We start from the raw sequence: 24,057 nt of genomic DNA on the forward strand, positions 1-24,057 counted from the left end.
CATGTTCATCGTATTTAAGAAAATGGGGTTGAGCTTGGTCTGCTTTTTGTTGGCAGCAGTTGCCTTTATGGCTGAACCGGCATCAGCCGCTGAAGTCCAAAACAAGGCTGAAATCCGGCAGAAGATTCATAATTACGTAACGAAAAACATGGAAGCGAATCATATTAAGGGCGCGGTCCTGGCGATATCCAATAACGATGAGGTTTTCTATACGCAAGGATTCGGTGAACTATCCGATGGCCGCGGGATAAGCGGGACAACCCCTTTCCCTATTGCTTCGCTAAGTAAATCATTTACGGCGCTGGCTGTTTTGCAATTGGTGGAGAAAGGATTAATTGATCTTGACGCGCCTTACGTATCCTACTTTCCTGATGTGTCGCCCAAGGACAAACGTGTTCGCGATATTACGATCCGGAACTTGCTCAATCAGACAAGCGGTTTAAACGATAAAGTGAATCCTGACATGACAAGAGTCCCTCAATATCAGTCCTTGCAAGAAATTAACCGATCGTTGGATGCGGTTAGGCTTGCTCATGATCCCGGAACAGCTTATACCTATTACAATCCGAATTACCAATATTTAGCCCTACTTGTGGAGCGAATAAGCGGACAGAATTTCTCCGATTACCTTGCAAATCAAATATTTAAGCCTTTGGGCATGAGTCAAACCGTGAATATCAGTTCTACTCGGCAAATTAAAGATAACCCGGCTATTCCTCGGGGGCATTACCTCGTACTTGGCCGCCCTGTAAGCCAGAATGAACCATCATGGTTCGTTGAAGGCCCTGCCGGTATCGTCTCCACTGCCGAAGATATGGTTAAATGGATGCTTGCCCAATATAGCGGCCGTCTTCTTTCCCCGGAGCTTACGGAACTGTACCATGAAGCGGGACAGATGAGTTCGTATGGAATGGGTTGGCTTGCCGGCGCCGATGAACAAGAGGGACGGACGATTTCCCATAGCGGCATTTTCTGGACGTATAAGTCGGAAGAGATCATCTACTTGGATCAGCAGCTGGGTATTACGATGATGTTTAACTCGGGATTAAATATGTTTGTCGACTATGCGGCTTTTACCGACGGGATCGTAAAGATTATTCACGGGCAAGATCCGGATGCTTCTATCCTTAACAGCAGCAACTTGGAGATCGTGATGATTCTTTTGATCCTTGCGACGATTTTCTGGGGAGTGTCCGGACTTATCCGTTTAATGAGAAACAATAAAAGCATTACGACCGCAAAATTAATCATCTCAACGATTGGAAGAATAATTCCCGTTTTTATTCTCTTGTTCTTGTCGCCGATAGCTACATTTATTGGCGGCGGGCGAGTACTGCCCTGGTTTGGACTATGGACCGCCATGTCCTCTCTAATTTTATGGCTTGCCGTATTATCGCTCCTAAATATAGCGCATTTGGCATGCCGGTTCAGATTGTATTACCTCTTAAAAAAGAAACCTCATGTAATCGAAGGTTGATAGGTCATGTTCGACGCAAACAGCACCAATGAGGCACCCAATCGGGTGCCTTTGGTCAGCCCGACTTACGTGAAGGTAATGAAGCTATTCATTTGCCGATAGTGCCGAATCAAAAAACTGACCTCCTTGAGGTCAGTCGGATTGTCGGGAATTTGCCGAGCCCCCTCCTTATCCGGCCACAAACGGAAAGTGGGGGGCCTAGCAGCCCGAGCCGTTACACAAGCGGCTTTTTTTGTGGGGTGGGAGAGGACGATGATTTTGCCCGGTACCAGGCAAGGGACTCTCTTATGATATTGAGGAGTGCAACCAACACGATGGCGTTTATGAGCCATTCGCTCACCCTGGGCCAGGTCGACGCTAGATTTTGGAAGTTATCTCCTTCGGCGGGCATAAGGTTCGAGACCGTCAAATCCCGGATGAAGTGGGGATTCCATAGAGTTTGATCCGAAAGCATGATGCACACAAGCATCGTTGTAATAATCGTCATGACGATATGGAAAGCCAGCAGTTTGCCCGATCTGTAACGCACGACAATTCGGACGATTTGCTTCGTAATGGAAAGGGCGGCCACGATCCACAGAAGCGGCCAATAGTGTCGGAATACATCGTTGTCCAGGTACGGAACACTCGTGAACACGCCGTCGCGGTTTCTCCAAATCCCGATCAGATCGGTCAAATAGAGACAGATCACCATAACCGCAATGGTAAAAAAGATGCTTAAGATGGGCCGGCTCCTATTAATTTTTAACTTTGCGTCCGGAATCAGCGGTAAATCGGAGGGCTTCCACTCTTTATTCCCGCTGTCGTTACCGGCGCGCTGCCTGTACTCCATCCAAGCGAATACTACGGTGACCCAAGCGAATCCTTGTGCAGCACCCGTAACTAGGGAGGCCAGGTAGCTTGTAACCGGGTCTAGCTTCGCCGAATGTGAGAGGAATGTATCGATGATGAAAACAGCGGTTAGTCCTATAACAATCGAGGCCAACACAATTTTTAGCGTAGTCAAGTAAGCGTCAATCAGCATCGGACCGATCAAGTAACGCTCGTACCCGCGATACTTCGCGGCCAGCTCATTCGGAGGGCCCAGCTCAAGCAGCACGCTTTCGACATCCTCTTTAGATGCTTGACCGGTCGGCATGCGCTCATCCAGCATATCTTCAATCAGGCTTTGCAATTCCTGTTTAATATCCACTCTTTGCTGCTCAGGCAGACGCTGCGTCACCGCATAAATATAACGGTCAATGATCTCCATGCTGCTCTCCTCCTCCAAGATCAGTCAAAATACCATCCATGTTGGCGACTAGCTTGCGCCACTCTTGGAACAGCCCCTCATATACTTTCTTCCCGAAAGGGCTGAGCAAATAGTATTTACGGGGGCGCGATTCATTTGTATCCCATGTGCTTTCGAGCAGCCCTTGCTTTTCCAGTCTGCGAAGCAAAGGGTACAAGGTGCCGGGATCGACGGCAATTCCTTTTTCCTCCAATAAGGGTACGAGAGAATAGCCATACCGCGGTTCGGACAATTGACTGAGCACGCCAATGACAATCGTGCCTCGCCGCAGCTCGCTTAATAAACCCGTTATCGTTTCGTTTACATCAGCCATATGATCAGCTCCTGGAAAATATTATACTGTGTGTCACACACTATTGTAAATGATACAGTATAATTTAATTTCAATTGATCTCTATGCCCTGGATTTGGATGTTCCCTGCCCATGATTTTTATGTGATACGATATGGGGAAAAGATTGAAGATCTTCTAAGGAGGGACCAAGTTGCAGCAGCTCTTTAACGATATGATCAAGCAGGATGTAAAGCCGTTCCTTACTGAGCATGGCTTCGCAAGGAAGAGTTTGAATTTCAGCAAAACAACCGAAGGCCTCATTTACCTATTCAATTTCCAAAAATCCTCTGGAAATTCCGCGGACAATGTCATGTTTTATGTGAACTGCGGTATTTATGCGGCGGAGTTAGCGCAGATCCAATCGAAAGAGATTGTGACGGCGCCTCAGGAAGCGGAGTGTCACTTCAGAGCAAGAATCGGAGAAATTGCCCGGGCTGTTCCGGATCGATTCGCAATCACTCCCGATACGAATATGGATGATTTGAGAAAAACGCTGCTAAGCGGATTGGAAGAAGTTATTCATTTCTATGATACAATGACCAGTGCCAGATCCATTGTGGATTATTACACGTCAGGTCCGTTCCTACATCTGGGCGAAGAGAGCTTCCATTTGCTATTGCAATCCCATGACACAGCCGCCGCCCAACAATATTTGAAAGCTTTGCGGGAAAAGTACGGAGCAGAAAATCGATGGACCATATTCGAAAATAAATACAAGTCCATCTTCAATACATATGGAGTGGAATTCGAGGAGCTATAAGCTCAGATGAGGTGTGTCAGTCGCTTGCATTCCTAAGCCTTTTCGGCTAGCGGTATGGGCATGCAAGAATAACGCCTTTAAGCCTAATTGCCGCTCGTAAGGGGGCAATTCGGCATTCAGCTCTGATCACATTTGATAGCGCTGGGAGAAAAACTACCGAACGGATAAAATGACAGGGCCAAAGAATGCATGACACTAATGAACAAAGTCAGGGCCTTCCGTAAAAGGTACCCCGTGCAAAGAACAATTTTAAAAAGGTTAGGCACTCTGAAGAAGATGGTTTCTGTACTGTACAGGATTGAGGGTCTAAGAAGTTAACCCAAAAAAGAAAGCAGCCTGCATTGTTCACTGCAGCAGCTGCTTTTTCTGGCATATCGGTAATTATTTTTTCAGCATATGGAATACTTGTTCGACGTCCTTATCTCCGCGTCCGGACAAATTAATGATAATAATTTGGTCCTTGCTCATCGTTGGCGCCAGATTCTTAGCGTAGGCTACCGCATGCGCGCTTTCGAGCGCAGGTATAATACCTTCCGTACGGGACAACTCTTGGAATGCCGCTAATACTTCCTCGTTGCTAATTGTCACGTATTCAGCACGCCCAGTTACCTTCAGATGGCTGTGCTCCGGTCCAATTCCAGGGTAATCAAGGCCTGCGGCAATCGAATATGTCGGCTTGGGATTCCCTTGCTCGTCAAGCAGGACTAAACATTTGAAGCCGTGGATCAGGCTTGGAACACCTTGAGTTAGCGTTGCCGCTTGATCCGGTTCTACGCCGATTAACCGCACTGAAGGCTCGTCCAAATAGTGCGCGAAAGCGCCGATCGCATTGCTTCCTCCGCCGACGCAGGCAATTACCGCATCGGGAAGACGCCCCTCTTTCTCCAGGATTTGTCGCTTCGATTCCTCGCTGACGATGGATTGAAAGTGTTTGACCATCGTCGGGAAAGGATGCGGACCCACAGCTGAACCGAGTAAATAGAACGTGTTTTGATAGTTTTGGACTAAATCGTTCAGCGCCTCGTCTACCGCGTCTTTTAATCGGCCTTGTCCTTTATCAACGGGTACGACAGTAGCCCCGAGCAGCTCCATCCGGAATACGTTTAAAGCTTGACGGCGCGTATCTTCCGCTCCCATGTAGATCACGCAGTCCATGTTAAACATGGCGCATGCCGTCGCAGTTGCAACACCGTGCTGTCCTGCTCCGGTTTCGGCAATCACTCGTTTGGCGCCCATCCGTTTGGCAAGCAGAATTTGTCCGATCACGTTATTGATTTTGTGTGCACCGGTATGATTAAGATCTTCGCGTTTTAAGTAAATTTTAGCTCCGCCCCACGCATCCGTTAATTGTTTGACGTAGGTTAGCGGATTTTCACGACCCACATATTCTCTTAAATAGTATCGGAACTCTTCATTAAATTCGGGATCATCCTTGTACTTGTTGAATTGAGTGCTCAAATAATCCAGCACTTCCTGCAAATCTGGCGGTACAAAGCTGCCTCCGAACTCACCAAAGTATCCTTCTCTCAAGTTCTCTTGAATCATTGTGAAACCGCCTCCATTTAGCTGGATAATGACCAATTCATTTCTATGCTATCACAGAAAGCGGCAAAAATCTTGTCAACATTAAATAACTTTGAAGAAATTCGCCCTTGGAGTGATACGGAGAATCGTATCATAAATGACAGCAAGTTTTCCGGAAAAAATTGCAGCGAAAAGCGTTTGTACCTACGGATCATTTCGTGAAATACAAACGCCTAAGTAGGATGATGCAGCGGAGTCGGCTAATGCGAGGACGGCCATGGAATTCGAATAAAAAATTCATAGTACGATCCGGTTCGTCGCAGCCAGATATCTCCTTCATGGAGCTGCACGATACTCTGTGCAATCGAAAGGCCGAGACCCGAGCCGTACGGCATCCGGTGATCGTTCCTCGATTCGTCGGCTTTATAGAACCGGTCGAACAACCTTTTTTCCTGCTCAGGCGTAATGGCTAAGCCGTTATTGGCGATAGACAGTACGGCCCAGGGGTGGTCCGCATTCAGTACGATATCGATGCTGCCCGGTTTTACGCTGAATTTGAGCGCATTGGTTAACAAGTTATCGACGGCCCGGACGATTTTGTCTGCGTCGATAACTACCTCCACTTTCCGATCGGGCAGCGTGCTGTTCACTCTGACCTGGTGCTGCTCGGCGAGCGGAAGAAATTCCATGATGATCTGATGCAGCATCCCCACCAGATCCACCCGGCTTTTGTCCAGATCCACCTGATTGCTTGTAAGCCGTGTGTACTCGAATAAATCGTCGATTAATTTTTTAAGCTGGTTGGATTTGTTCAGCGCACTATGGACGTAATTCTTCAGCACGCCGCCTGTCTCGGGGTGTTCGATCAGGACGGTTAAATAGCCGATAATACTCGTCAGGGGAGTCCTCAAGTCATGAGAGATGTTCGTTATAAGCTCGCTCTTGGCTTGCTCGGTCAACCGCTCTTTGGCGATCATCTCTTCCAGCTGTCCGGCCATCTCGTTGATGCTTGCGGTGAGGGTCCCGAGCTCATCCTTGCTTTTGACCGGCAGTCGTATGGACAGCTTGCCCTCGGCAATTTGCCGGACTCCTCTGCTCATGGTCCGGATTTCTTTCATTTTGCTGAAGGTGAACCAATAAAACAGCAGCAGGAATAACAGCAAAAACATAAGCGAGCTGTACAGACGAGGATTCTCATATCGATAACCTTGTTCTGCAAAGAGCGGCCCCGACACGACAAGAAACAGCTTCTGACCCTGATATTGGATAGGTGTAATCGCCGTATACATCTTGCCGGGCTCGGGCTGATTCTCCGTCTCCCTTTGCTCATAGATAATTTGGTATAAATCGATCTTATCCTCTGTAACCGATGGGGAATGATAGACGATAGTCCCTTGCATATCGGAAAGCAGAATGCGCAGCCGGCTGGCTTCGCTCTCGTGCTTTAGCAGCGGATCGATCCCCTCCGGACCGGAGAGCGCGGGTATTTGCCGTTCCATTTCGCTCAAGAGCTGATTGACGTTCTGTTTGCTTGATTCAAAACTGGTGAAATAGACCTTGCGCGATTCCCGCGTCACATAGTCGAAGAGCAGGCTCAGAATCGTCGTGAGCACAAGGGCCGCTCCGAAAGCCAGCATTAGCTTTACTTGCAGACTTTTGATCCAACCGGGTCTATTGAGCTTAATCAATTTTATAACCTACTCCCCAGACGGTTTTAATATATTTGGGCTCCCGGGGATTGTCTTTGAGTTTTTCGCGAAGATTCCGGATATGCACCATGACCGTTTTGTCGGATTGCAGCGCAGGGTCCTTCCAGATCGTTTCGTAAATTTTGTCCACGCTGAACACGTGCCCCCGGTGCGTCGCGAGCAGCTCCAGAATATCGAACTCCAGCGGGGTAAGAGAAATGTCCTTTCCTTTGATCGTTACCTGGTGGCGGGGGATATTCAGGACCAAATCCCCAATGCTGAGCTCTAGCGGCTGCCGCTTATCCTGGGTCTCGCTCATCCGGACTCGACGCAGCTGCGATTTGACTCGGGCGACAAGCTCCAAAGGATTAAACGGCTTGGATAAATAATCGTCCGCTCCGCTCGTTAAGCCCAATATTTTGTCGATGTCTTCGTTCTTGGCGGAGAGCATAATAATGGGGGTATTCCGGGTTTGCCGAATTTGCATGCAGGCCTGGATCCCGTCGAGCCTCGGCATCATCACATCCAAAATGATCAGATCGAACTCCCTCTTTCGAAGCAGCTCCAAACCCGCGGCCCCGTCTTCGGCTTCCATGACCTCGTAGCCTTCATTGTTGAGAAAAATCTGGACAATGTCGCGAATTTCCGGCTCATCGTCAATGATTAGTACGGAGGCCCCTTTCCCGTTCTTCATTCGGAACACACCTTCTTCTTTTTACGAATGGCTTGGATAATGACGGCACCGATCAAGAGAATAACGACTGCGGCCAGCCCGTAATACCCGTATTTATACACGTTATTTCCTATCCGCTCGATGTTGCCTCCAAAAAAATAACCGATCATAAAATAAATCGTCGTCCACAGCAGTCCGGTCGAGTAGGATATCATCGCGTATTTAGGGAACGGCATTTTATTGACTCCCGCCAAGTAAGGCAGAACATGACGAACTACCGGAAAACAGTAGCTGATCGCCAGCGCGAAAGACCCGTATTTCTCAAGCAGCCGGTCGGATTTTTGAATGTAGGGCGCGATCTTTTTCTTCTTGCGCAGACACTCGACGACGAGCGGACCCATCACCCTGCCTAAAATATAACCTAATGATAACCCGGACACGACTCCCAGGTAAGTGATCATATAAGCCGGAACCGTCTCCAGCAAGTGCAGCGAACCGACCATTCCTCCGGTCATGACAACCACTTCATCAGGTATCGGCATCCCGACTATGCCCAGCCATAACGAGAAAAAGAGCGCGAAATAACCGAAGTGATGAATGGCATCGAGTATGGAATCTACGCTCACGATGTCTCCCCCAATTCTAATTTAATCACAAATAAAAGAAAAAAAGGAAATTTTAAGATAGCGGCATTTATTTGCATGTATAGACGAAGGCCGGAGGGATGTTCCACGGAACAAGCGAGATGTTTACCTCGTCGAACGCCGCCTCCAGCATGGTTTTCATCTGCAGCGAATATTGGAAGGTAATGAACAATCCGTCTTCCCTTAATGTCTCGCGAACTTGCCGGATGATCTTCTCCCGCTCTACTTGAGAAAAGTTGGCGAAAGGCAGCCCGGAGACGATACAATCCACTCGGTCCGCTCCAATGCTGCTCAAGCTGTCCTTAAGCTCCAGCGCGTTGGAGAACAGATGGAATCCGGGGAACTCTCGCTTGAGTAATTCTCTCATCTCCTCTTCCTTCTCAAAGACGGCGACTTGGCAATCCGGTCGAACCAGGTCATAAATCATTTGGGTGAATACCCCTGTTCCCGCTCCCAGTTCGACTAACGTGTGCACATGATTCCAGGGTACGGGCTCCAGCATTTTTTGCGTCAATCTGTTCGAGCTTGGGACAATACTCCCGACGTCGTGGGGATTTTGGATAAATTTTTTAAGGAAACGCCATCTATCGGTGATCTTGGTTTTTGTAAAGGTGTTGGTCAACATCGTTCATTTCAGCTCCTTAAATGTACTTTGTCGATTACTTGCCTTATCGTACCGAAAAGTTATTAGCATTTACGTCCGTAAACCATAAAGATTTTCTTAAGATCTATTGAAAAAAGACATGCCCCTACTTTAAGGACATGTCTTCCCCAGGCGAATTTGCCGCCATATACCATACAAAAAAGGAGCCTTAAAAGGCTCCCGTGCGAGGCAATCGCATCATGAGGTTGGTATCGAGTGTTTATGCAGGTCCCTCCTGAAGCAAGGAGCAAGCCGGGATTAACGGTTTCCCGCAAACTTTCAGATGGTGCGGAGAGGCTCACTCCATGATAAGCCCGCCGGTAACGGGCGTGTATGTTCCCGTCAGGAATCGCGCGCCGTCTCCGGCGAGAAAAGAAATCACTCCCGCCACATCTTCCGGTTCGGCGATCCGGCTCAGTGGCGTGAAGCTGCCTATCACGCGAGCCTCTTCCTCCGAGATCATAAAAGTCTCATCGGTTCTGACGAAGCCGGGAGCGACGACATTTGCCGAGATCCCGTAAGGGCCGAATTCTTGCGCAATATATCGCGCAAACGTATCGAGCCCGCCCTTGGCCGTACCGAATGCGATATATTGAGGGGTAGGATCTTTGCCATCCGTGCCGGACAGATAAATGATCCGGCCGAATTGCTGTGCCGTCATCGTGGGGAGAACTGCCTTCGTCGGCTCGAATGCCGCCTTCAATTCATCGGTCAGCTGCCGTTCGAACGATTCCCAAGAGAGCTCGGCAAAGGTCGCGGCTGCAGCGCCGTTACTCGCATTGCATACGAGAACATCAATGCGCCCGAATGCGTGCTTCACGGCTTCCGCGAGCCGTTCCATTTGTCCCGCACTGCGGGCATCCCCCGGAATCGACACGGCCTCGCCGCCATCCGCCACAATCTCGGACACGACAGATTCGGCGGCCAACTCATTTCCGAAGTCGTTGACAACAATCTTCGCTCCCTGTTTAGCCAACTGAATGCACGTCGCTCTTCCGATCCCCCGGGCGCCCCCTGTAACAATCGCTACTTTTCCGTCTAAGGACATCATAAGCAAACCTCCCTCTCTGAACTTATTTCGTATCCGACACGCCATACTGTCCGGCAATATCCAGAGCAGTCTGCCTCACTTTTGCGGCAATAGAAGCGGGCTCAAGCACCTTAACATCCGTCATATAATGAAATAGGGTACGGATCAGCCAACGTTCACTCGGGTAGGTCATTCGCACAATAAGCTGTCCATCCGGCAGCCGTTCAATATCCTTCTCATCAAAATGGTCCATCACGGACACGGCAGCCGATGCTTTAAATTGAAGAACAACTGCAATCGCCTCATTTGCCTCGTGTATCTCAGGTTTCTTCCACCTGTCATTTAGCTGCGCTAGCGACTCCGCTCGACGAATGAAGGTGCCGGTTTGAATGTCCAATTCCCGAATACGCGTCAGCTTGAAGATGCGATAATCACCGCGCAAGCGGCAATAGCCGTGAAGGTACCACGCGTAGTTCTTGAGCACGAGCGCCATCGGCTCTACCTCGCGTTTTTGTTCATCGCCCGTTCTGCTCGTGTATCTGAATCGGATGAGCTTCCGGTCATTTACGGCTTGGCGAAGCGAATTATACCGGCTTTGGTCCTCTTCGCTATTTTTCCAAGGGGTAAAATCTATATGAATACGGTCTCCTTCTCCTGCCCGGCCCTGCTCGGCTTGCGCCACCATTGCCCCAACTTTGCTGAGGAGGAGATCCATATTCGAACGGTCGTAGGCCCTCGTAGACTCAAGACCGCGAAGCGCAGTGGAGAGGGCGGTCAGCTCATCGAAGGACAGCAGCTGCCGGTCCAGCCGGAAGCTGTCCATAATCTCATAACCGCCTTCCATGCCGGTATAGGAGACGATGGGAATGCCGGCTTGACCGAGAGAATCGAGATCGCGATAAATGGTGCGCAGAGACACTTCAAGCTGGTCCGCCAATTCCTGCGCTTGTACCCGCTTTCGGTTGAGCAGCAAAATCGTAATGGTCATTAACCGTTCAAGCTTCATGGTCATCTCTCCTAAGTCGGCCTACTGCAGCTTGCCGATAGATGAATTAGTGTGCGGCGGCGAATTCTTCGCCTTCGGCAGCGGGGGCCATTTTATCCTTCGTCATCAGGAATGCCGCAACCAGCGCCAAAACAGCGGGAATGAGGCTCCAGGCAAAGGTTGTTCCGATGGAGCCCGACAGCCCGGCGGTAACGATATCAAGAAGCTGAGGATCGACGGATTGTCGAAACGCCGGATTCAGCAGCGAATGGGGATCGCTTAAGTTCAAGTCACCCGGGACCGCGATGTCGCCCTTGCCAAGCGATTCGGTGAGCTTCGAGAGCAAGCTGTGGCTTTGTATCATCCCGAAAATAGTGATGCCTAGCGCCATGCCGAGCGAGCGATTGAAATTCAATGTCGAGCTTGCCGCCCCGCGCTGCGCCGCAGGGAACGAATGAAGCACAGAAGTGCTTAATACCGAGAAGGAAGCGCCGATCCCGAGACCGATCAGAATCATAATCCCCGTAATCGCAAGTCGAGAAGATTCTACCGTAATTTGTGAGAGGAGGGCAAGGCCTGTCAGCAGCATCGCCAGCGTCCCTATCATGATTGTCCGGTATTGCAGTTTCGTCATCAGAAATCCGCCAAGCGTCGCGGTGACAACCGAACCCACCATCATCGGCAATAAGGTCAACCCCGAATTGGAGGCGGAACCGCCAAGCACGCCCTGCACGTAGATCGGAATAAAAATCGCCGCTGTCATGTATGCCGCTCCGCTGAGCATGGCGACCAGATTGCTCGTCGTGTACAGTCTGCTGCGGAACAAGCCGAACGAGATGATCGGTTCCGCGGCTTTTTTCTCGACCAGGACAAGCAGGAAAGCAAGAACCGCGAATCCGGCGAACAGTCCGATAATTTGCGGGGAATCCCAGGCATATGTTTTGCCGCCCAGCTCAAGCCCGAAAATAAAGCAGACGACAGTCCCTACGAGAAGAATAGAACCCGCCCAGTCGATTTTTTGCTGCGAATGCTCTGCCGATTCTTTGTAGAACAAGGCAACCATCAGCAAGGCAATGAAGCCCAGCGGCAGATTGATGTAGAAAATCCACGACCAATTGAGGTGATCGGTGATGTACCCGCCGAGCAGCGGACCAAGCACACTGGACAAACCGAACACCGCTCCGAATGCTCCCATCATCTTTCCGCGATCCTTGGGTGACACGACATCGAACAATATCGTGAACGCAATGGACACCATCGCCCCGGCTCCGACCCCTTGCACGGCCCGATAGATGCTTAACTCTACGATGGATTGCGCTATTCCGCACAACGCGGAACCGATCATAAACACGATGATCCCAAAGATGAAAAAACGTTTGCGCCCATACATATCGGACAGCTTGCCGAAGATCGGCATGCAGGCCATCTCTGTAACCATATACGCTGTGGTGACCCAGACGAACTTGTCGAGTCCTCCCATCTCTCCGACGATCGTGCCGATCGCCGTGGATACAATCGTGTTGTCCATGGATGCCATCAGAATTGCAAGCAGCAGGCCTCCAACGATTGCGGACAGTTTGTTTCTCATACACTCCCATTCCTTTCATGTACCTGAATTGATTGCTGAACAATCATCTGAGATCATCATAAGCTACCCTTGTTGACATCTGTGTGTCAGGGAAGAAAAGTTTTGAGATTTCCAAAAAATTGTAATATGATAGACCTGTTTCCATTATTTTCACAGAAGGCGTTGCTCTTACACGATTTAGAACCGTAACCTAAGGAGTGATAGAAATGGCGCGAGTGTTATTTATTAATGCCGGATCAGAGGGACATATCAATCCGACGCTTGGCGTTGTCCAGGAGCTTGTTTCGCGTGGAGAAGAGGTGGTGTACTTCTGTATAGGGGCTTACCGGGACCGAATAGAGAAGACGGGGGCTTCGGTACGAACTATTGACGATCAACAATTTATAGAAGCCTTTACTTCCGGTGGAAAAGACTATGTGCTCGAAAGAGCCATCGGTCTTTTGCTTACGGCGGATGTAGTCATCCCGACCGTCCTCGAGCAGATCCGAGGGGAGCATTTTGATTACATGATCCATGATTCCATGTTCGGATGCGGGCGGATGCTCGCTCAGATTCTTAAGCTTCCCGCCATCAGTTCTTGTACTTCTTTTGCGCATATCGAAGAAACGTTCGATGCCCTCCTGGAACCGCCTCCCGTAAAAACCCCCGAAGAAATCGTTGAACGGTTTCAAAGCCTGACGAAAACGGTGAGCGAAAAATACGGTGTAGAGGTCCGTACTCCTTATGAGGTGTTTTGTAATCCGGCTCCGTTTACCATCGTATATACAACAAGGGACTTTCAAACGAATGAGGAGAAATTCGACCAAACGTATAAATTTGTCGGTCCGTCCCTCTCGTCGCGGCCGGCCCAAAACAATTTCGACCTGTCCGCAATCAAAGGGAAAGACCCGATTTACATTTCATTGGGCACCGTTTTTAACCAGGCGATTGATTTCTATAAGCTTTGTTTCGAGGCGTTCGGGAACACGGAGAATACGATTGTCATGTCTGTGGGGAATAACACCCTAATTTCCGATTTGGGGGAAATACCTGATAATTTCATCGTCAAAAATTACGTGCCGCAAACGGAAGTTTTGCAGTACACGAAGTTATTTATCACACACGGCGGAATGAACAGCACCCATGAAGGTCTCTATAACGGGGTCCCGCTCGTTGTCATCCCTCAAAATGCCGATCAGCCGATGGTTGCGGCGCAAGTCGCTAAAATCGGAGCAGGCCTTGCCCTACAAATGCAAGGATTGACTGCACATCAACTGCGTGAAGCCGTCGATCAAGTGCTAAGTCTCCCATCTTTTCAAAAAGCCGTTGCACATATCGGCGAATCTTTTCGAAAATCCGGCGGATATCGTCAAGCCGTGGATGAGATTTTCGAATTTAAAAATCAAACTCATAGTTACCAATGAATTTGATCCGATGGAAGGTCATGGAAATAAGCTCCCCCGATTAATTTCGGCAGGAGCTTATTTTTTTGCGACGGCATAATGAACTAACGGTGAGTCTATCTCATTGTTGTTTTGTCGCTGAGGCGCATACGAACTGAACCTCGTTATATCAGGTACAACCGATTAATTTATGTTGGTGATATGCAGGTCTATGAGGACGGTGCGGTGAACCTTATCATAACGGCAAATTTTTTTGGAAATAATGAGATAAAAGGAGAGATTTAAATGTCGTATATGGTTGATTTTAAAGAGGTGTCTACGGTTGGTTTGGAGTCTTCACCTGTGGCGGAAGCGCTAGCCGGATTACGTGCCAATGAAGCCCGTTATTTTATGAACAAATACAAGCATGAATTTACGGTTGTACCCGCCGGCGAAAGTCAGGAGAACCTTGATTATGTGAACCGGATTTTGAAAGAACGTGATATCGAGTTTGCGGCCAAACCTTTGGAAACGTCGCGTTTTCAAGTGGAAAATATCCTATTTACCTACGTTTTTTATGAAGACGGGCTTGCGCTGAATGTCATGTATACGGTAGATAATCCTAAGAAGCGGGCCGTCGGTTTTAAGCTTTCCGAAGGGATGGAGGTCCCGCAGGAGCTGGAAGGGAAGTTTAAGTTTGCCAGGCAGAAATCTAAACTAGCCGGAACCATTCGGGGATCGTTTTTTGTAATTAAAGGAGAATATTAAAGGAAGCGAAAGCGGGAACGGCTGTGTCAATAAGCTCATAACGAAGAGAGGGGAGTGCGCATTCCCTCTTTTTGGCGTTTCGTTGCCGGAGCCTCTCCGCGTGGAACCGTATCATAGGCAGCGGTAAAGCAGGAAATTGAAGTTCTAATCAGATCTAGTATAATGAGGGGGATTCATTCCTAGTTAAGATAAGAGAATAGCTATCACGGGTTTCTCTCAGCAAGACCGCTAAAAATGCAGCGAGGTAAAGAAAGGTTTCGAAGTTACATGGTGGGAGGCGATCCAAAGCTATGCAGGAATCAGAAAAAACCTACAACACTGCGGTGGAAGCCACTCTCGAAGTGATGGGGGGCAAGTGGAAGCCGGTTATTTTGTTTCATCTCACGTTCGGTAAAAAGCGCAATGGCGAGCTGATGAACCTGATGCCGGCGGTAACGCAAAAAGTGCTGACCCAGCAGTTAAAGGAGCTGGCGGAGGACGGGATAGTGTCCCGTATTTCTTATAACCAAGTGCCGCCGAGAGTCGAGTATGAGTTAACGGCCTACGGCTGGGGCCTGAAGGATATCCTTCATCTCATGTGCAAATGGGGCGATATGCATATTGAAAAGGTATACGGCGATAAGGGAAGGGTGTTATTCGAACCGCCGCAATCTGAAGAGTGAGATAGACAAGATAGAAAAAACCGGTTCCTGGACGTGAGGAACCGGTTTTGTGCGTTGATCGCTAAATTACGGAATTACCTTGCGCTTACGGAAGTCTTCAAAGATGTCCATAAACATCTGTTCCGTATCGATGAAGTCATGGAAGCCAAAACGACGCGCTTTGGTGCCGTCGGCAAAAAAGTCATAATCCCAGGAGAATACGAAGTCCCCGAACCGCCAGGAGGAAACGTCTTGGAAGCTGTTATTCGCCAAATCATATTTCTTCACCATGGTGTTCCACAACGTCTCCTTGTCGGCCATGACCACATCCAAAGACATCGGTAACGGAGGGGCTGTCTCAAGCTCGAAAAATGTCGCAATCTTCGGCCAAAGCTCATTCCAGCGGAACAGGTCTCCGTTCGTGATGTTAAAGGCCTGATTCGCGCAGCGTTCATCTGTTGCCGCCCATACAGTCGCCCGAGCCAGCAGGCCTGCATCGGTCATTTCCAGCAGGCTGTGGTAGGCGCCCGGCTTCCCGGGAAAACGGAGCGGCAGGCCGAGTTCTTTAGACATGGAAGCATAAATCGCGATAACCATGGCCAGGTTCATCGGATTGCCCAATGCGAACCCGCAAACGACCGACGGACGAAGGGCCGACCAAGTCCACTTGCTGCCCGGCTGCCGTTGTTCGAGGAATTGCTGCTGGTCAACGTTGAACTCCGGCGGCATATGATGGGCATCCGTTTCCCGCGCAGGTGTCTTGAAGGGACCGAGATGCGCCCCGTACACCTTATAACCTTGCATGAGACTGATATGCTGCAGTTTAGGAGCGATCGGTTCGATCGCATTAACCACGTTCACGAGCATGGCCAAGTTGGGTGGAACCAGTTCGGCCCAAGTTGGGCGATCTTGATAAGCCGCGTAGAAGATATGAGTGACTTCGGTTAGCTTGCCGAGCTTATCCCGGGTATCCTCTTCATTTAGCAGATCAACCGCCACATACCGCACCTCGGGGGTATCCTCTCCGCCGCGTCGAGAAACTCCGATAATATCCCACTCGGGGAGCGTCATTAAATGCTGGATGAGATTCCCTCCGATTACTCCGTTAGCTCCAATGACAAGAGCGGTTTTACGTGATAGGTTTTCTTCTGGTTCCATAGGGCTCTCCTCCTTCTTATAGTGGTTATTATGAGAGGGAAGAAGGAATCTGAGAAGTACGCACTTTGAGATCACATAAGCACTTGAAAGTAACGTACGGGCCTGGAAGCTAATGAAAACAGCTCCTCCATCTTGCTTGGAAGTTCCTGTACCGGCATTATTAACGAGAATATCGATCCGGTTCTGACTTGTCAGGCGAAGGAGCATTTGCTCCATGGTTTGAATCAAATTCGTTACCCCGGCAACGGTTTCGAGAGTTACTCCTATGGCCAAAGCAGTTCGTTTCGTCTAACCTACAAATAAATCTCCCTTGCCCTCTCGCCGAAAAATTCCGTTACATTTCTATACTCCGCTAGATCTATAAGATTCTGCCGTAGTATTTTCTGAATAAAGATGGCATCGGTAAAAATGGCGTTGATGATCTTTTCGCACCATAAACGGGTAGCTTTGAAATAATCCACCAGCTCGTTAATCTCGTCAAAGTCAAAATAAAGGATATACGCAACATAATTCTGGAGCAGCGTTTTGAAACAATGGTCGCGATAAGGGCTGGGTCGGTGATCAGAGAGAAACTCCGCCAATACGTTAAACAGCTCCGTTCTGTTTTGCGCGTAAGTATGGATCAACGTATCGACGTTATTGATCCCCTGCAAGACATCCTCTAACCCTTCCTCGTGCGGCATCATCAGCTTGGATTTACCCTCAATTGCGCTTAATAGCTCCATTGTGACGTTTTTGCATGTTTGGATTTCATGAGAGGTCAGGTCTAATTGGTCCTTATACCTGTCGAAATTTTCACTGTAGTAGTCATGATAGTTTGAAAAATAACGTTCCACGCTAATACCGGTTTTCGTATGAATTATATTTTGTCCATGGAATGAAAAGGAGTAGAGAGTTTCCTCGTTAACCGGGTGCGTGTATAGATAAAAAAAGAAGAAAAAGTCCCTAAGCTGTTCCCGCTGTTCTTCGCTTAGTGCGGTGACATCGGACAATTGAGATAACTGAAAGAAGCAATGGTTTTTCATAAAGTCATTCATTTCATTGTACGCGTTGACCTTAACGATGGACGTTGTCGTGTTGATCGTAAACAACAGGTAATAGAAAATCAGTTCGTCGTATACGTCTAGTTGTGGAAAAGCGGTCAAGAGAACGGGCTTCCAGTCGGGGTTCACCGTGTAATTGGGGTCTCTTGGCTGTAACTCGGAGATCCATTCACTGAACGGCCCGCTTTCCCGGCCCGCCAAAAACAGCTCTGCACGATCATCCTCACACAAGCCGTATTCGAAGCCGTCCGTTAGTAGGCACGGTAAGTTTTTATTGAATTTTAGATTCAGGTAGTCATGATACAGCGATTGAAGTTTCATCAGTCCGATCCCCCGTTCATGGATGATGGAGTCTTGGCAAATGACTCATTCCGAATTCTACGATGTGTTCATCATAGCGGCTCTTTGACGCTTATTCAAATAACGTTTTCGCCGGGTCAAAATAACGATGAGCAGGAGTCGACGCCAACGCCGGTCGAACAGAAGCCGGAGCCTGCACCGCCGACTCCCACACCGGAAGTGAAGGCGACACCGACACCGGTTCCGCCAACGCCGGAAGTCGTGGTGAGACTGGTGATGATGGGATTGAGTTTTTACGCCTATTGCCGAGGGTTGTAGAGATTTTGTATAGGTCCCTCGTAATATAATGTTGAGATACGCTGTGTAAACTAGGCGTATTTTGTCATCTATAGTATGCGGGTGGCGAAAATGATCGAAGGAGGTGGAATAAAATTTCTAAGCATGATCAACGTGCTGACGCCCGCGGCACTTATCCTCCCATCGGTAACTTCGTAAATTCCGATAACGCAGAAGGGTGGGATCAAGCAATAGCCGTATGTCTATTCGCTTGACTGTCATACCGGGCAGATGATCTTGCTGTCGCCAAAAATTTCAGCAATTTCGGGAATGGAGGAGATTCTTGTATTGAAACAAAAACGCAGTTTAGGTAAAGCAATGCTGTCTTTCTGCCTAGCAGTGCTGCTTGTTTTGCAGACGGTGACGTTCTCAGCTTCCGCATTTGCGGAGAGTATGGGGGGCGGCTCGGGGACCACGGCAGCGGGATCCTCGGTATCTGAGGCGGTGTACACTCTGCCGGGAGAACCGTCATCTGTACCCGGAGCGGTGTACGACGTGCCGGCTAATCTCATAAAGTTGGCGGCCAACCCGGCGGACAAAACGGCGGTGCTCATGGGAGCGAATACGCCCTTTCCGCTGGAAGTCACACAGGACGGGAATGTCTTAAAGACGGGGGATGTCATTCACGGCAGAAAACCCTTTTCACTTAAGTCGGCCGACATCAAGATTCCGGTGAAGGGTGACGCTGCCGACCCGAACACGGTAGATCTCAGCACGGTCATTTTGCAAGGCGACTATATCTTGCTGGACAAGGCGGCCTACTTTGCGGAAGTGATTCTGCCGAATGCCACCATGACACTGAAAGAAAAGTCGGGTTTCAAAATCGGAACCGCCTATTTCTCCGAAGCGGGCATCAAGGTGGTGTTTGACGGTGACGAACGTTTTTTTAACGGTCAAGGGAGCAGCGTCACCTTCGGCTTTGAATCCACCGCGAAGGCGGATGTGTCGGGCATAAACTACGGCGACCAAAAGCCGATTGATATTTTCGGGGCAGGCTATATGCTCGAAAACCCCGCGATCACGCCTGCGTACAACATCACCATGAAGTCCAACAGCAACGCTTCTGAGAACGGCTGGTTCCATGAGCCGGATTTTGTAGAGGGAGCGATCGAGTGGCGGGTGGAAGTTTCCGCAACAGATATGTTTGACCCTGCTATCCCGCAACCGCTGGACGGGCTGAAGTTTTATGACACGCTCGATTCGGCTCAGTTAGGAATTTATGTGGATGGTACCCTTAAGGTTAACGGCAATGCGGCGACACCGGATGGGGGAACCGCGAGCGCACTGGCCTACACCTTCCCTGCGGGATTCGGGGACAAGGCGGTCATTACCTTCAAGACCTGGATTCCCAAGGCCAAGTATTACTACGAGTATAACAGCGGTAGTACCGGGTTCCAGACTGTCCTAAATACGGCGGATCTGAGGGATGCGTCGGATAGTAAGCTGCTTTCCTCGAATTCGTGGCGCGTCGCCTTCAAACCAGACTGGATTCAGAAGAGCGGCACGTTAGACAAGCAGTCGGGTTCTACCGACCCGCGTACCATTACATGGACGATTGATGTCAACAAGAACTACAACAAACAAGGGCTGAAAGACTTCACCATCACCGATGCCCTGCCGGCCGGACTTACCTGGAGATCGGCCACATGGCAGTCGTGGGATAGTACCTTGAAGGACTGGTCGGCGACGAAAGCGCCGATTACCCGCGATGCCAACAATGTATACAATTTCGGAGAAGTGAACGGCCCGATCCGGCTGGTCATTGTGTCCGAAGTTGCGGGGAGTGTAGCCAACTTCGCCAACAAGGCCACCGCCCAATGGAAGCTGGATGTAAACTCCGTTCAGCACAATGACCAGGCTACCGTGTCGGACACCGCCACTGTCTCCATTGGCGCCCATACTCTGACAAAAAGCGTAGGCACGGGTGTCGATCCCCTTGCTTCGGGCGCTTTGCCGTGGAAGGTTACCCTTACACCTCAGGAGGCCCTGCCGGACGGTGCGGTGTACGATCTGCTGGTGTATGGGGATGCGAAGTCTATCGACTTCACCAAGGTTACGGCCGATCCGGCGATAGACGCTGGAATCCTGGATCAGTTGAAGTTGAAAGGGAACTACTACCAGCGGTTTCAGTCCGGTTCCTTTGGGTCGAGTGACGGCTTGACGCATCAGGTATACACACTTTCGCAGGATGGGAAGCCTGTCGCGGACTTGCTTCGTGTCACCGGGTACAATACCGCTGCGCCTGCTTCATTCTTTTTTAATTCCCTGATGACGCAGTGGCAGCACTTCGCGGGTAATAATTCCATAGACGAATATAACCAGGCGTTCTTGTTCGAAGGTGCCACCCGGACACGTGACTCAACTCGGCCTTCTCAGCGCATCAACAGTGGGATGCTGGCCGCAGAGATGCTCTATGCGAACAAACCCGACGGGACGAACGTAACCCCCAATAATGTCGGTAGCTACATCCGAAACGACGCTAACGAAACATACACACTGGCAGCCTATGATCAAGTGACCAAGACGGTAACTTTCCGGCTGTCGGTCAATATGAACGGCCTAAAGACCGAGGAGATGGCAAAGCACGGGGGCAATCACGTTGCCAGCGATATCAAACTCGTCGATACCCTGCCCCAGGGCTGGGAGTTTGTTCCTTATTCTGCGGGACAGGACTTTGCGATTTATCAAGGGACCCGGGCAGATTACGGAGCAACCGTTAGCGCTAGGACGCTTATTTCCGACCCGAGTAATCTCGTGAGCTTTTCAGCTGTAGGGAACTTAGGTACCTTTTCTTTTACCAAACTGGAAAGTCCTTATGTCATTCTGGTCAAGGCAAGACCCACCGAGGCTGCATTGCGCCAATACTTTGAAACCGGCGAAGCAAAGCATGAGATGACGAACACCGCGGAGATGAACATCACATGGGGGAATGAGCCCGCCGCGGTCGCAGCCACCCGCAAGGTCATTGTCCCGATGCAGTCGCTGGGCAAATCGGTGACGAAGCCGAATCCCGGAGTACTGGAGTGGGCGGTGAATTACACCCCGCCCTTTGAGGTGAAGGATGGCGTCTATCTGCAGGATACACTTGGCGAGGGGCTGGCGCTGCGCAAGGACGAGAACGGGAACCTCTCGCTGCGGCGTCCTGACATGGCAGTGTACCGCGCCAAGCTGACTCCCAGCGGCGGACTGACGAGGGACGGCGATGCGCTGAACCTGTTCGACCCGAACTGCGAGGTCAAGGTGGAAGCCGTCATGGAAGGCGGCGCAACCCGGCTGATCTTTCACATGAAGAATCCGAATCAACTCTATCAGATCGTATATCAGACCGAGGTCACCAAAGTGCCTAGCGGCGGGAAGGTGGGCAACGAGATCAAGCTGATGGGCGATGACACCCTGAAGAACGTCAGCGCCAAAAGCGAACACGCGGTTGATAACAGTGACGTGGGCGGCAGCGCGGATACCCAGGGCAAGCTGGATTTGATCAAGCTCGACCCTAAAGGGAAGCCGCTTGGCGGTGTAATATTCACGCTGTATGAGCCCGACGGCATAACAGAGGTCACCCGCGGAACTACAGGTTTGGACGGCAAGCTTAGCCTGTTCGCAAAAGCGGGGCTTTACGTGCTCAAGCAAACCTACATCGATCCCATCACCTATCTGCCGACCACGACGGTTTATCAGGTGCGAGTGGCGTCTACTCCCTGGAATCCCATCTGGGTTGACGGGGTGCAGGTGACCAGTTCCAACCCGCTGGTTGTACCGACTCCGGTGTGGAAGACCGGCCATTTGAAGCTGGTCACGGCGATAGAGGGACAAGGGGCAGATCCGAACAAGGAATTCGAATATACGATTGCTTTCAGCAATGGCAAGTCTTATGCCTATTCCGGCTCCCTAAACGGCAACTTGGCCAGTGGCGGAACCGTTAAGCTGAAAGGCGGCTGGACCATCACCATCAAGGATATCCCGGATAGCATCACCTACACCGTCGTCCAGAAGGGTTACACGGACGAAAGCTATGCTACTGATCCGGAGAATCTGACGCGTACCGGCAGCATAGTCGCAGACGAAACGGCCGAAGCGAGGTTCGTAAACAGCAAGTACCTTCCCGGCAAGCTGACGATCGGGCAGACGGTCGCTGGCAACGGCGCGGACAAGAACAAGGCGTTCGAGTTCACCGTCACTTTCGAAGGCGCGGGTGCCGGAAAGACGTATACGTACAAGACATCGGGCGGCGCGACGGGAACCATCGGATCTAACGGCAAGATCTCCCTCAAGCATGGAGAAACCGCCGTTATCAATGGGATTCCCAAGGATACAACTTACATCGTCAAAGAGAGCGATTATACGGGCGACGGCTACACCACGACCTGGCCCGACGGTCAAATAACCGGCATCATTACCGATGGGGGCGACCATAAAGAGGAAGTCGTCAACACGCGGATGGTGTACGGCGGCCTGCTAATCGGTCAGACGGTGGAAGGCAGCGGGGCGGACAAGAATAAAGAATTTGAGTTTACGGTCCAATTCCCGAATGCCGCTGCAGGTGTGGCGTACGCCTATACGAAGTCGAACGGGACGCAGGGAACGATCAAGTCCGATGATAAGATCACCCTTAAGCATGGGGAAACCGTCGCCATTGAAGGCATTCCGAGCGGTGATAGCTATATCGTCACTCAGACTGATTATACGGGCGACGGTTACACCACCGATCCGGTGAATCGGACGTATAGCGGCACGATTACGGAGAATCAAATAGCCGAAGCGAGATTTATCAATGCGAGGTATCTCCCCGGCAAACTGACGCTGACGGCCAACCCTGAGATTGTTCCCGGCGATGGCAAGACGCCTTCGAGCTTGACGGCCATTTTGACCGATTATAAAGGCAAACCGGTTGCGGACACCGAGATCGTCTTTACTCTGCCGGATAATACAGAGGTAAAAGCAAAGACGGATGCGGAAGGCAAAGCAGTCATCCCTTATACACCGCCGAAGCTGGACACAACAACGCCTAAGGTCCACCCTATCACGGCTAAGACGGACAGTCTGACGGAAGGGAAATTGACCGCTAACACGACGGTAACCACCGTGCCGGCGGCAATCACCGGGGTGCTGCGCGACAATACAACGGGTGAAGTGATTCCGAATGCGGCCGTTGTCGTCACCAATGAGGCGAATGGCGAGAAGTACATGATCAAAACTGACGCCGCCGGCGTATACTTCCAACCTGTGCCGTATGGCGGCGACTATACGATCAGCTTCTTGAAAAAGATCAATGGTGTCGACGAGTCGATCACTTTCACGCAAAAAGCGGAAGTTGACAGCAATGTGAAGGGCGGCGAGCTGGTTCCGGCGCACATTAGAGCTGTAGGCGTCGTGCTCCTGAAACAGCCTGGAGGGCAGCCTTCGCTGCTGAACGGCACACTCGCCGGCAAGATGCGCATTTATTTGCGGAATGCGAACGGACAATATGTTGTAGATGATAAAGGCGCTCCGAAAGCATTTAACTTGCAACCGAACGGCGCATTTGCTGTGGATGGCTTATCCGCGGAGAGCTACAAAATGGAAGTGCGTTACGAATTTGTGCCGGGGAAAGAACTGACGCTCATACGGGATGCGGATCTGGACGTGAAGGCAAACGGGGAATTGAATATTTCCCAGGAGCTCGTTGACCCGTATGGTATCATTACAGACGCAAACACCGGCGCAAAGATTGAAGGCGCCGAAGTGACGTTGTACTTCGCGGATACGCCGAAGAACAAGGCGAACGGCATCGTGCCCGGCACGAAAGTAACGCTTCCTGAAATTCCGGGCTTTGCG

The 24,057-nt window shown here is 50.3% G+C and carries 18 protein-coding genes and 1 pseudogene; 7 read left to right on the forward strand and 12 right to left on the reverse strand.

All coding sequences use genetic code 11. The features are described from left to right. The first annotated feature begins 1 nt into the window (after position 1). A complete protein-coding gene (locus tag KVT34_RS20030) occupies positions 2 to 1,477 on the forward strand; it encodes a serine hydrolase domain-containing protein (RefSeq protein WP_217560600.1) in 1,476 nt (491 codons plus the stop codon). Between the two features lie 214 nt (positions 1,478 to 1,691). Here KVT34_RS20030 and KVT34_RS20035 read toward each other — a convergent pair whose 3' ends face one another. Together KVT34_RS20035 and KVT34_RS20040 are read right to left on the reverse strand one after the other, a co-directional pair. Continuing rightward, positions 1,692 to 2,729, reverse strand: coding sequence for an HAAS signaling domain-containing protein (locus tag KVT34_RS20035; protein WP_217560601.1), 1,038 nt, complete (start codon positions 2,727 to 2,729; stop codon positions 1,692 to 1,694). After that, positions 2,716 to 3,081 carry a PadR family transcriptional regulator gene (locus KVT34_RS20040; RefSeq protein WP_217560603.1) on the reverse strand — a complete coding sequence of 122 codons (366 nt, stop codon included), beginning with the start codon at positions 3,079 to 3,081 and terminating at the stop codon, positions 2,716 to 2,718. The genes KVT34_RS20035 and KVT34_RS20040 overlap by 14 nt, the downstream gene beginning before the upstream one ends. Before the next feature lie 192 nt (positions 3,082 to 3,273). Here KVT34_RS20040 and KVT34_RS20045 point away from each other — a divergent pair, with 192 nt between their 5' ends. Continuing rightward, on the forward strand, positions 3,274 to 3,861 hold the full coding sequence (locus tag KVT34_RS20045; protein ID WP_217560604.1) for a DUF4304 domain-containing protein: 588 nt from the start codon (positions 3,274 to 3,276) through the stop codon (positions 3,859 to 3,861). A 381-nt stretch (positions 3,862 to 4,242) separates the two neighbouring features. Here the strand turns inward: KVT34_RS20045 and trpB are convergent, their stop codons facing one another. The 8 genes from trpB to KVT34_RS20085 form a co-directional block, all read right to left on the reverse strand. Then, complete coding sequence (trpB, locus tag KVT34_RS20050; protein WP_217560605.1) at positions 4,243 to 5,406, reverse strand: tryptophan synthase subunit beta; 1,164 nt, start codon at positions 5,404 to 5,406, stop codon at positions 4,243 to 4,245. Positions 5,407 to 5,645: 239 nt separating this feature from the next. Next, positions 5,646 to 7,073, reverse strand: coding sequence for a sensor histidine kinase (locus KVT34_RS20055; protein WP_217560606.1), 1,428 nt, complete (start codon positions 7,071 to 7,073; stop codon positions 5,646 to 5,648). Further along, positions 7,066 to 7,767 carry a response regulator transcription factor gene (locus KVT34_RS20060; RefSeq protein ID WP_217560607.1) on the reverse strand — a complete coding sequence of 234 codons (702 nt, stop codon included), beginning with the start codon at positions 7,765 to 7,767 and terminating at the stop codon, positions 7,066 to 7,068. Before KVT34_RS20060 ends, KVT34_RS20055 begins: the two co-directional genes overlap by 8 nt. Further along, positions 7,764 to 8,372, reverse strand: a complete 609-nt coding sequence (locus KVT34_RS20065; protein ID WP_217560608.1) for a DedA family protein — start codon at positions 8,370 to 8,372, stop codon at positions 7,764 to 7,766. Before KVT34_RS20065 ends, KVT34_RS20060 begins: the two co-directional genes overlap by 4 nt. A 67-nt stretch (positions 8,373 to 8,439) precedes the next feature. Further along, a complete protein-coding gene (locus tag KVT34_RS20070) occupies positions 8,440 to 9,015 on the reverse strand; it encodes a class I SAM-dependent methyltransferase (RefSeq protein ID WP_217560609.1) in 576 nt (191 codons plus the stop codon). 316 nt (positions 9,016 to 9,331) lie between these two features. After that, positions 9,332 to 10,084, reverse strand: a complete 753-nt coding sequence (locus KVT34_RS20075; RefSeq protein ID WP_217560610.1) for an SDR family NAD(P)-dependent oxidoreductase — start codon at positions 10,082 to 10,084, stop codon at positions 9,332 to 9,334. A 22-nt stretch (positions 10,085 to 10,106) separates the two neighbouring features. Then, positions 10,107 to 11,069 (reverse strand): helix-turn-helix transcriptional regulator, encoded by a 963-nt coding sequence (locus tag KVT34_RS20080; RefSeq protein WP_217560611.1) that lies wholly within the window; start codon positions 11,067 to 11,069, stop codon positions 10,107 to 10,109. Between the two features lie 46 nt (positions 11,070 to 11,115). After that, entirely contained in the window at positions 11,116 to 12,636 is a 1,521-nt protein-coding gene (locus KVT34_RS20085) for an MDR family MFS transporter (RefSeq protein ID WP_217560612.1), read from the reverse strand. 206 nt (positions 12,637 to 12,842) lie between these two features. On the opposite strand from KVT34_RS20085, the gene KVT34_RS20090 reads away from it, so the two are divergent. The 3 genes from KVT34_RS20090 to KVT34_RS20100 all read left to right on the forward strand — a co-directional run bounded on the left by KVT34_RS20090 (position 12,843) and on the right by KVT34_RS20100 (position 15,427). Further along, complete coding sequence (locus tag KVT34_RS20090) at positions 12,843 to 14,039, forward strand: macrolide family glycosyltransferase (protein ID WP_217560613.1); 1,197 nt, start codon at positions 12,843 to 12,845, stop codon at positions 14,037 to 14,039. A gap of 264 nt (positions 14,040 to 14,303) precedes the next feature. Next, positions 14,304 to 14,765 (forward strand): phage tail protein, encoded by a 462-nt coding sequence (locus tag KVT34_RS20095; RefSeq protein ID WP_217560614.1) that lies wholly within the window; start codon positions 14,304 to 14,306, stop codon positions 14,763 to 14,765. Between the two features lie 290 nt (positions 14,766 to 15,055). Continuing rightward, positions 15,056 to 15,427, forward strand: coding sequence for a winged helix-turn-helix transcriptional regulator (locus tag KVT34_RS20100; RefSeq protein WP_217560615.1), 372 nt, complete (start codon positions 15,056 to 15,058; stop codon positions 15,425 to 15,427). Between the two features lie 66 nt (positions 15,428 to 15,493). Here KVT34_RS20100 and KVT34_RS20105 read toward each other — a convergent pair whose 3' ends face one another. Together KVT34_RS20105 and KVT34_RS20110 are read right to left on the reverse strand one after the other, a co-directional pair. Continuing rightward, entirely contained in the window at positions 15,494 to 16,564 is a 1,071-nt protein-coding gene (locus KVT34_RS20105; protein WP_217560616.1) for an SDR family oxidoreductase, read from the reverse strand. Positions 16,565 to 16,857: 293 nt separating this feature from the next. Next, positions 16,858 to 17,928 (reverse strand): hypothetical protein, encoded by a 1,071-nt coding sequence (locus tag KVT34_RS20110; RefSeq protein ID WP_217560617.1) that lies wholly within the window; start codon positions 17,926 to 17,928, stop codon positions 16,858 to 16,860. Between the two features lie 33 nt (positions 17,929 to 17,961). Here KVT34_RS20110 and KVT34_RS20115 point away from each other — a divergent pair, with 33 nt between their 5' ends. Together KVT34_RS20115 and KVT34_RS32990 are read left to right on the forward strand one after the other, a co-directional pair. Further along, complete coding sequence (locus KVT34_RS20115; protein WP_217560618.1) at positions 17,962 to 18,225, forward strand: hypothetical protein; 264 nt, start codon at positions 17,962 to 17,964, stop codon at positions 18,223 to 18,225. Positions 18,226 to 21,621: 3,396 nt separating this feature from the next. Then, positions 21,622 to 23,487: pseudogene (locus KVT34_RS32990) on the forward strand (DUF7601 domain-containing protein); the annotation flags it as partial. Positions 23,488 to 24,057 lie beyond the last annotated feature (570 nt).

Origin of the sequence: Paenibacillus sp. GbtcB18 (assembly GCF_019091125.1) — a bacterium.
In the GTDB taxonomy this organism is placed as follows: Bacteria; Bacillota; Bacilli; order Paenibacillales; family NBRC-103111; genus Paenibacillus_F; species Paenibacillus_F chitinolyticus.

Bases quoted from the DNA above. Each gene is read 5' to 3' on its own strand.
- KVT34_RS20030 (WP_217560600.1), top strand. From the start codon at position 2: ATGTTCATCGTATTTAAGAAAATGGGGTTGAGCTTGGTCTGCTTTTTG.
- KVT34_RS20035 (WP_217560601.1), bottom strand. From the start codon at position 2,729: ATGGAGATCATTGACCGTTATATTTATGCGGTGACGCAGCGTCTGCCT.
- KVT34_RS20040 (WP_217560603.1), bottom strand. From the start codon at position 3,081: ATGGCTGATGTAAACGAAACGATAACGGGTTTATTAAGCGAGCTGCGG.
- KVT34_RS20045 (WP_217560604.1), top strand. From the start codon at position 3,274: ATGATCAAGCAGGATGTAAAGCCGTTCCTTACTGAGCATGGCTTCGCA.
- trpB (WP_217560605.1), bottom strand. From the start codon at position 5,406: ATGATTCAAGAGAACTTGAGAGAAGGATACTTTGGTGAGTTCGGAGGC.
- KVT34_RS20060 (WP_217560607.1), bottom strand. From the start codon at position 7,767: ATGAAGAACGGGAAAGGGGCCTCCGTACTAATCATTGACGATGAGCCG.
- KVT34_RS20070 (WP_217560609.1), bottom strand. From the start codon at position 9,015: ATGTTGACCAACACCTTTACAAAAACCAAGATCACCGATAGATGGCGT.
- KVT34_RS20075 (WP_217560610.1), bottom strand. From the start codon at position 10,084: ATGATGTCCTTAGACGGAAAAGTAGCGATTGTTACAGGGGGCGCCCGG.
- KVT34_RS20080 (WP_217560611.1), bottom strand. From the start codon at position 11,069: ATGAAGCTTGAACGGTTAATGACCATTACGATTTTGCTGCTCAACCGA.
- KVT34_RS20085 (WP_217560612.1), bottom strand. From the start codon at position 12,636: ATGAGAAACAAACTGTCCGCAATCGTTGGAGGCCTGCTGCTTGCAATT.
- KVT34_RS20090 (WP_217560613.1), top strand. From the start codon at position 12,843: ATGGCGCGAGTGTTATTTATTAATGCCGGATCAGAGGGACATATCAAT.
- KVT34_RS20095 (WP_217560614.1), top strand. From the start codon at position 14,304: ATGTCGTATATGGTTGATTTTAAAGAGGTGTCTACGGTTGGTTTGGAG.
- KVT34_RS20100 (WP_217560615.1), top strand. From the start codon at position 15,056: ATGCAGGAATCAGAAAAAACCTACAACACTGCGGTGGAAGCCACTCTC.
- KVT34_RS20105 (WP_217560616.1), bottom strand. From the start codon at position 16,564: ATGGAACCAGAAGAAAACCTATCACGTAAAACCGCTCTTGTCATTGGA.
- KVT34_RS20110 (WP_217560617.1), bottom strand. From the start codon at position 17,928: ATGAAACTTCAATCGCTGTATCATGACTACCTGAATCTAAAATTCAAT.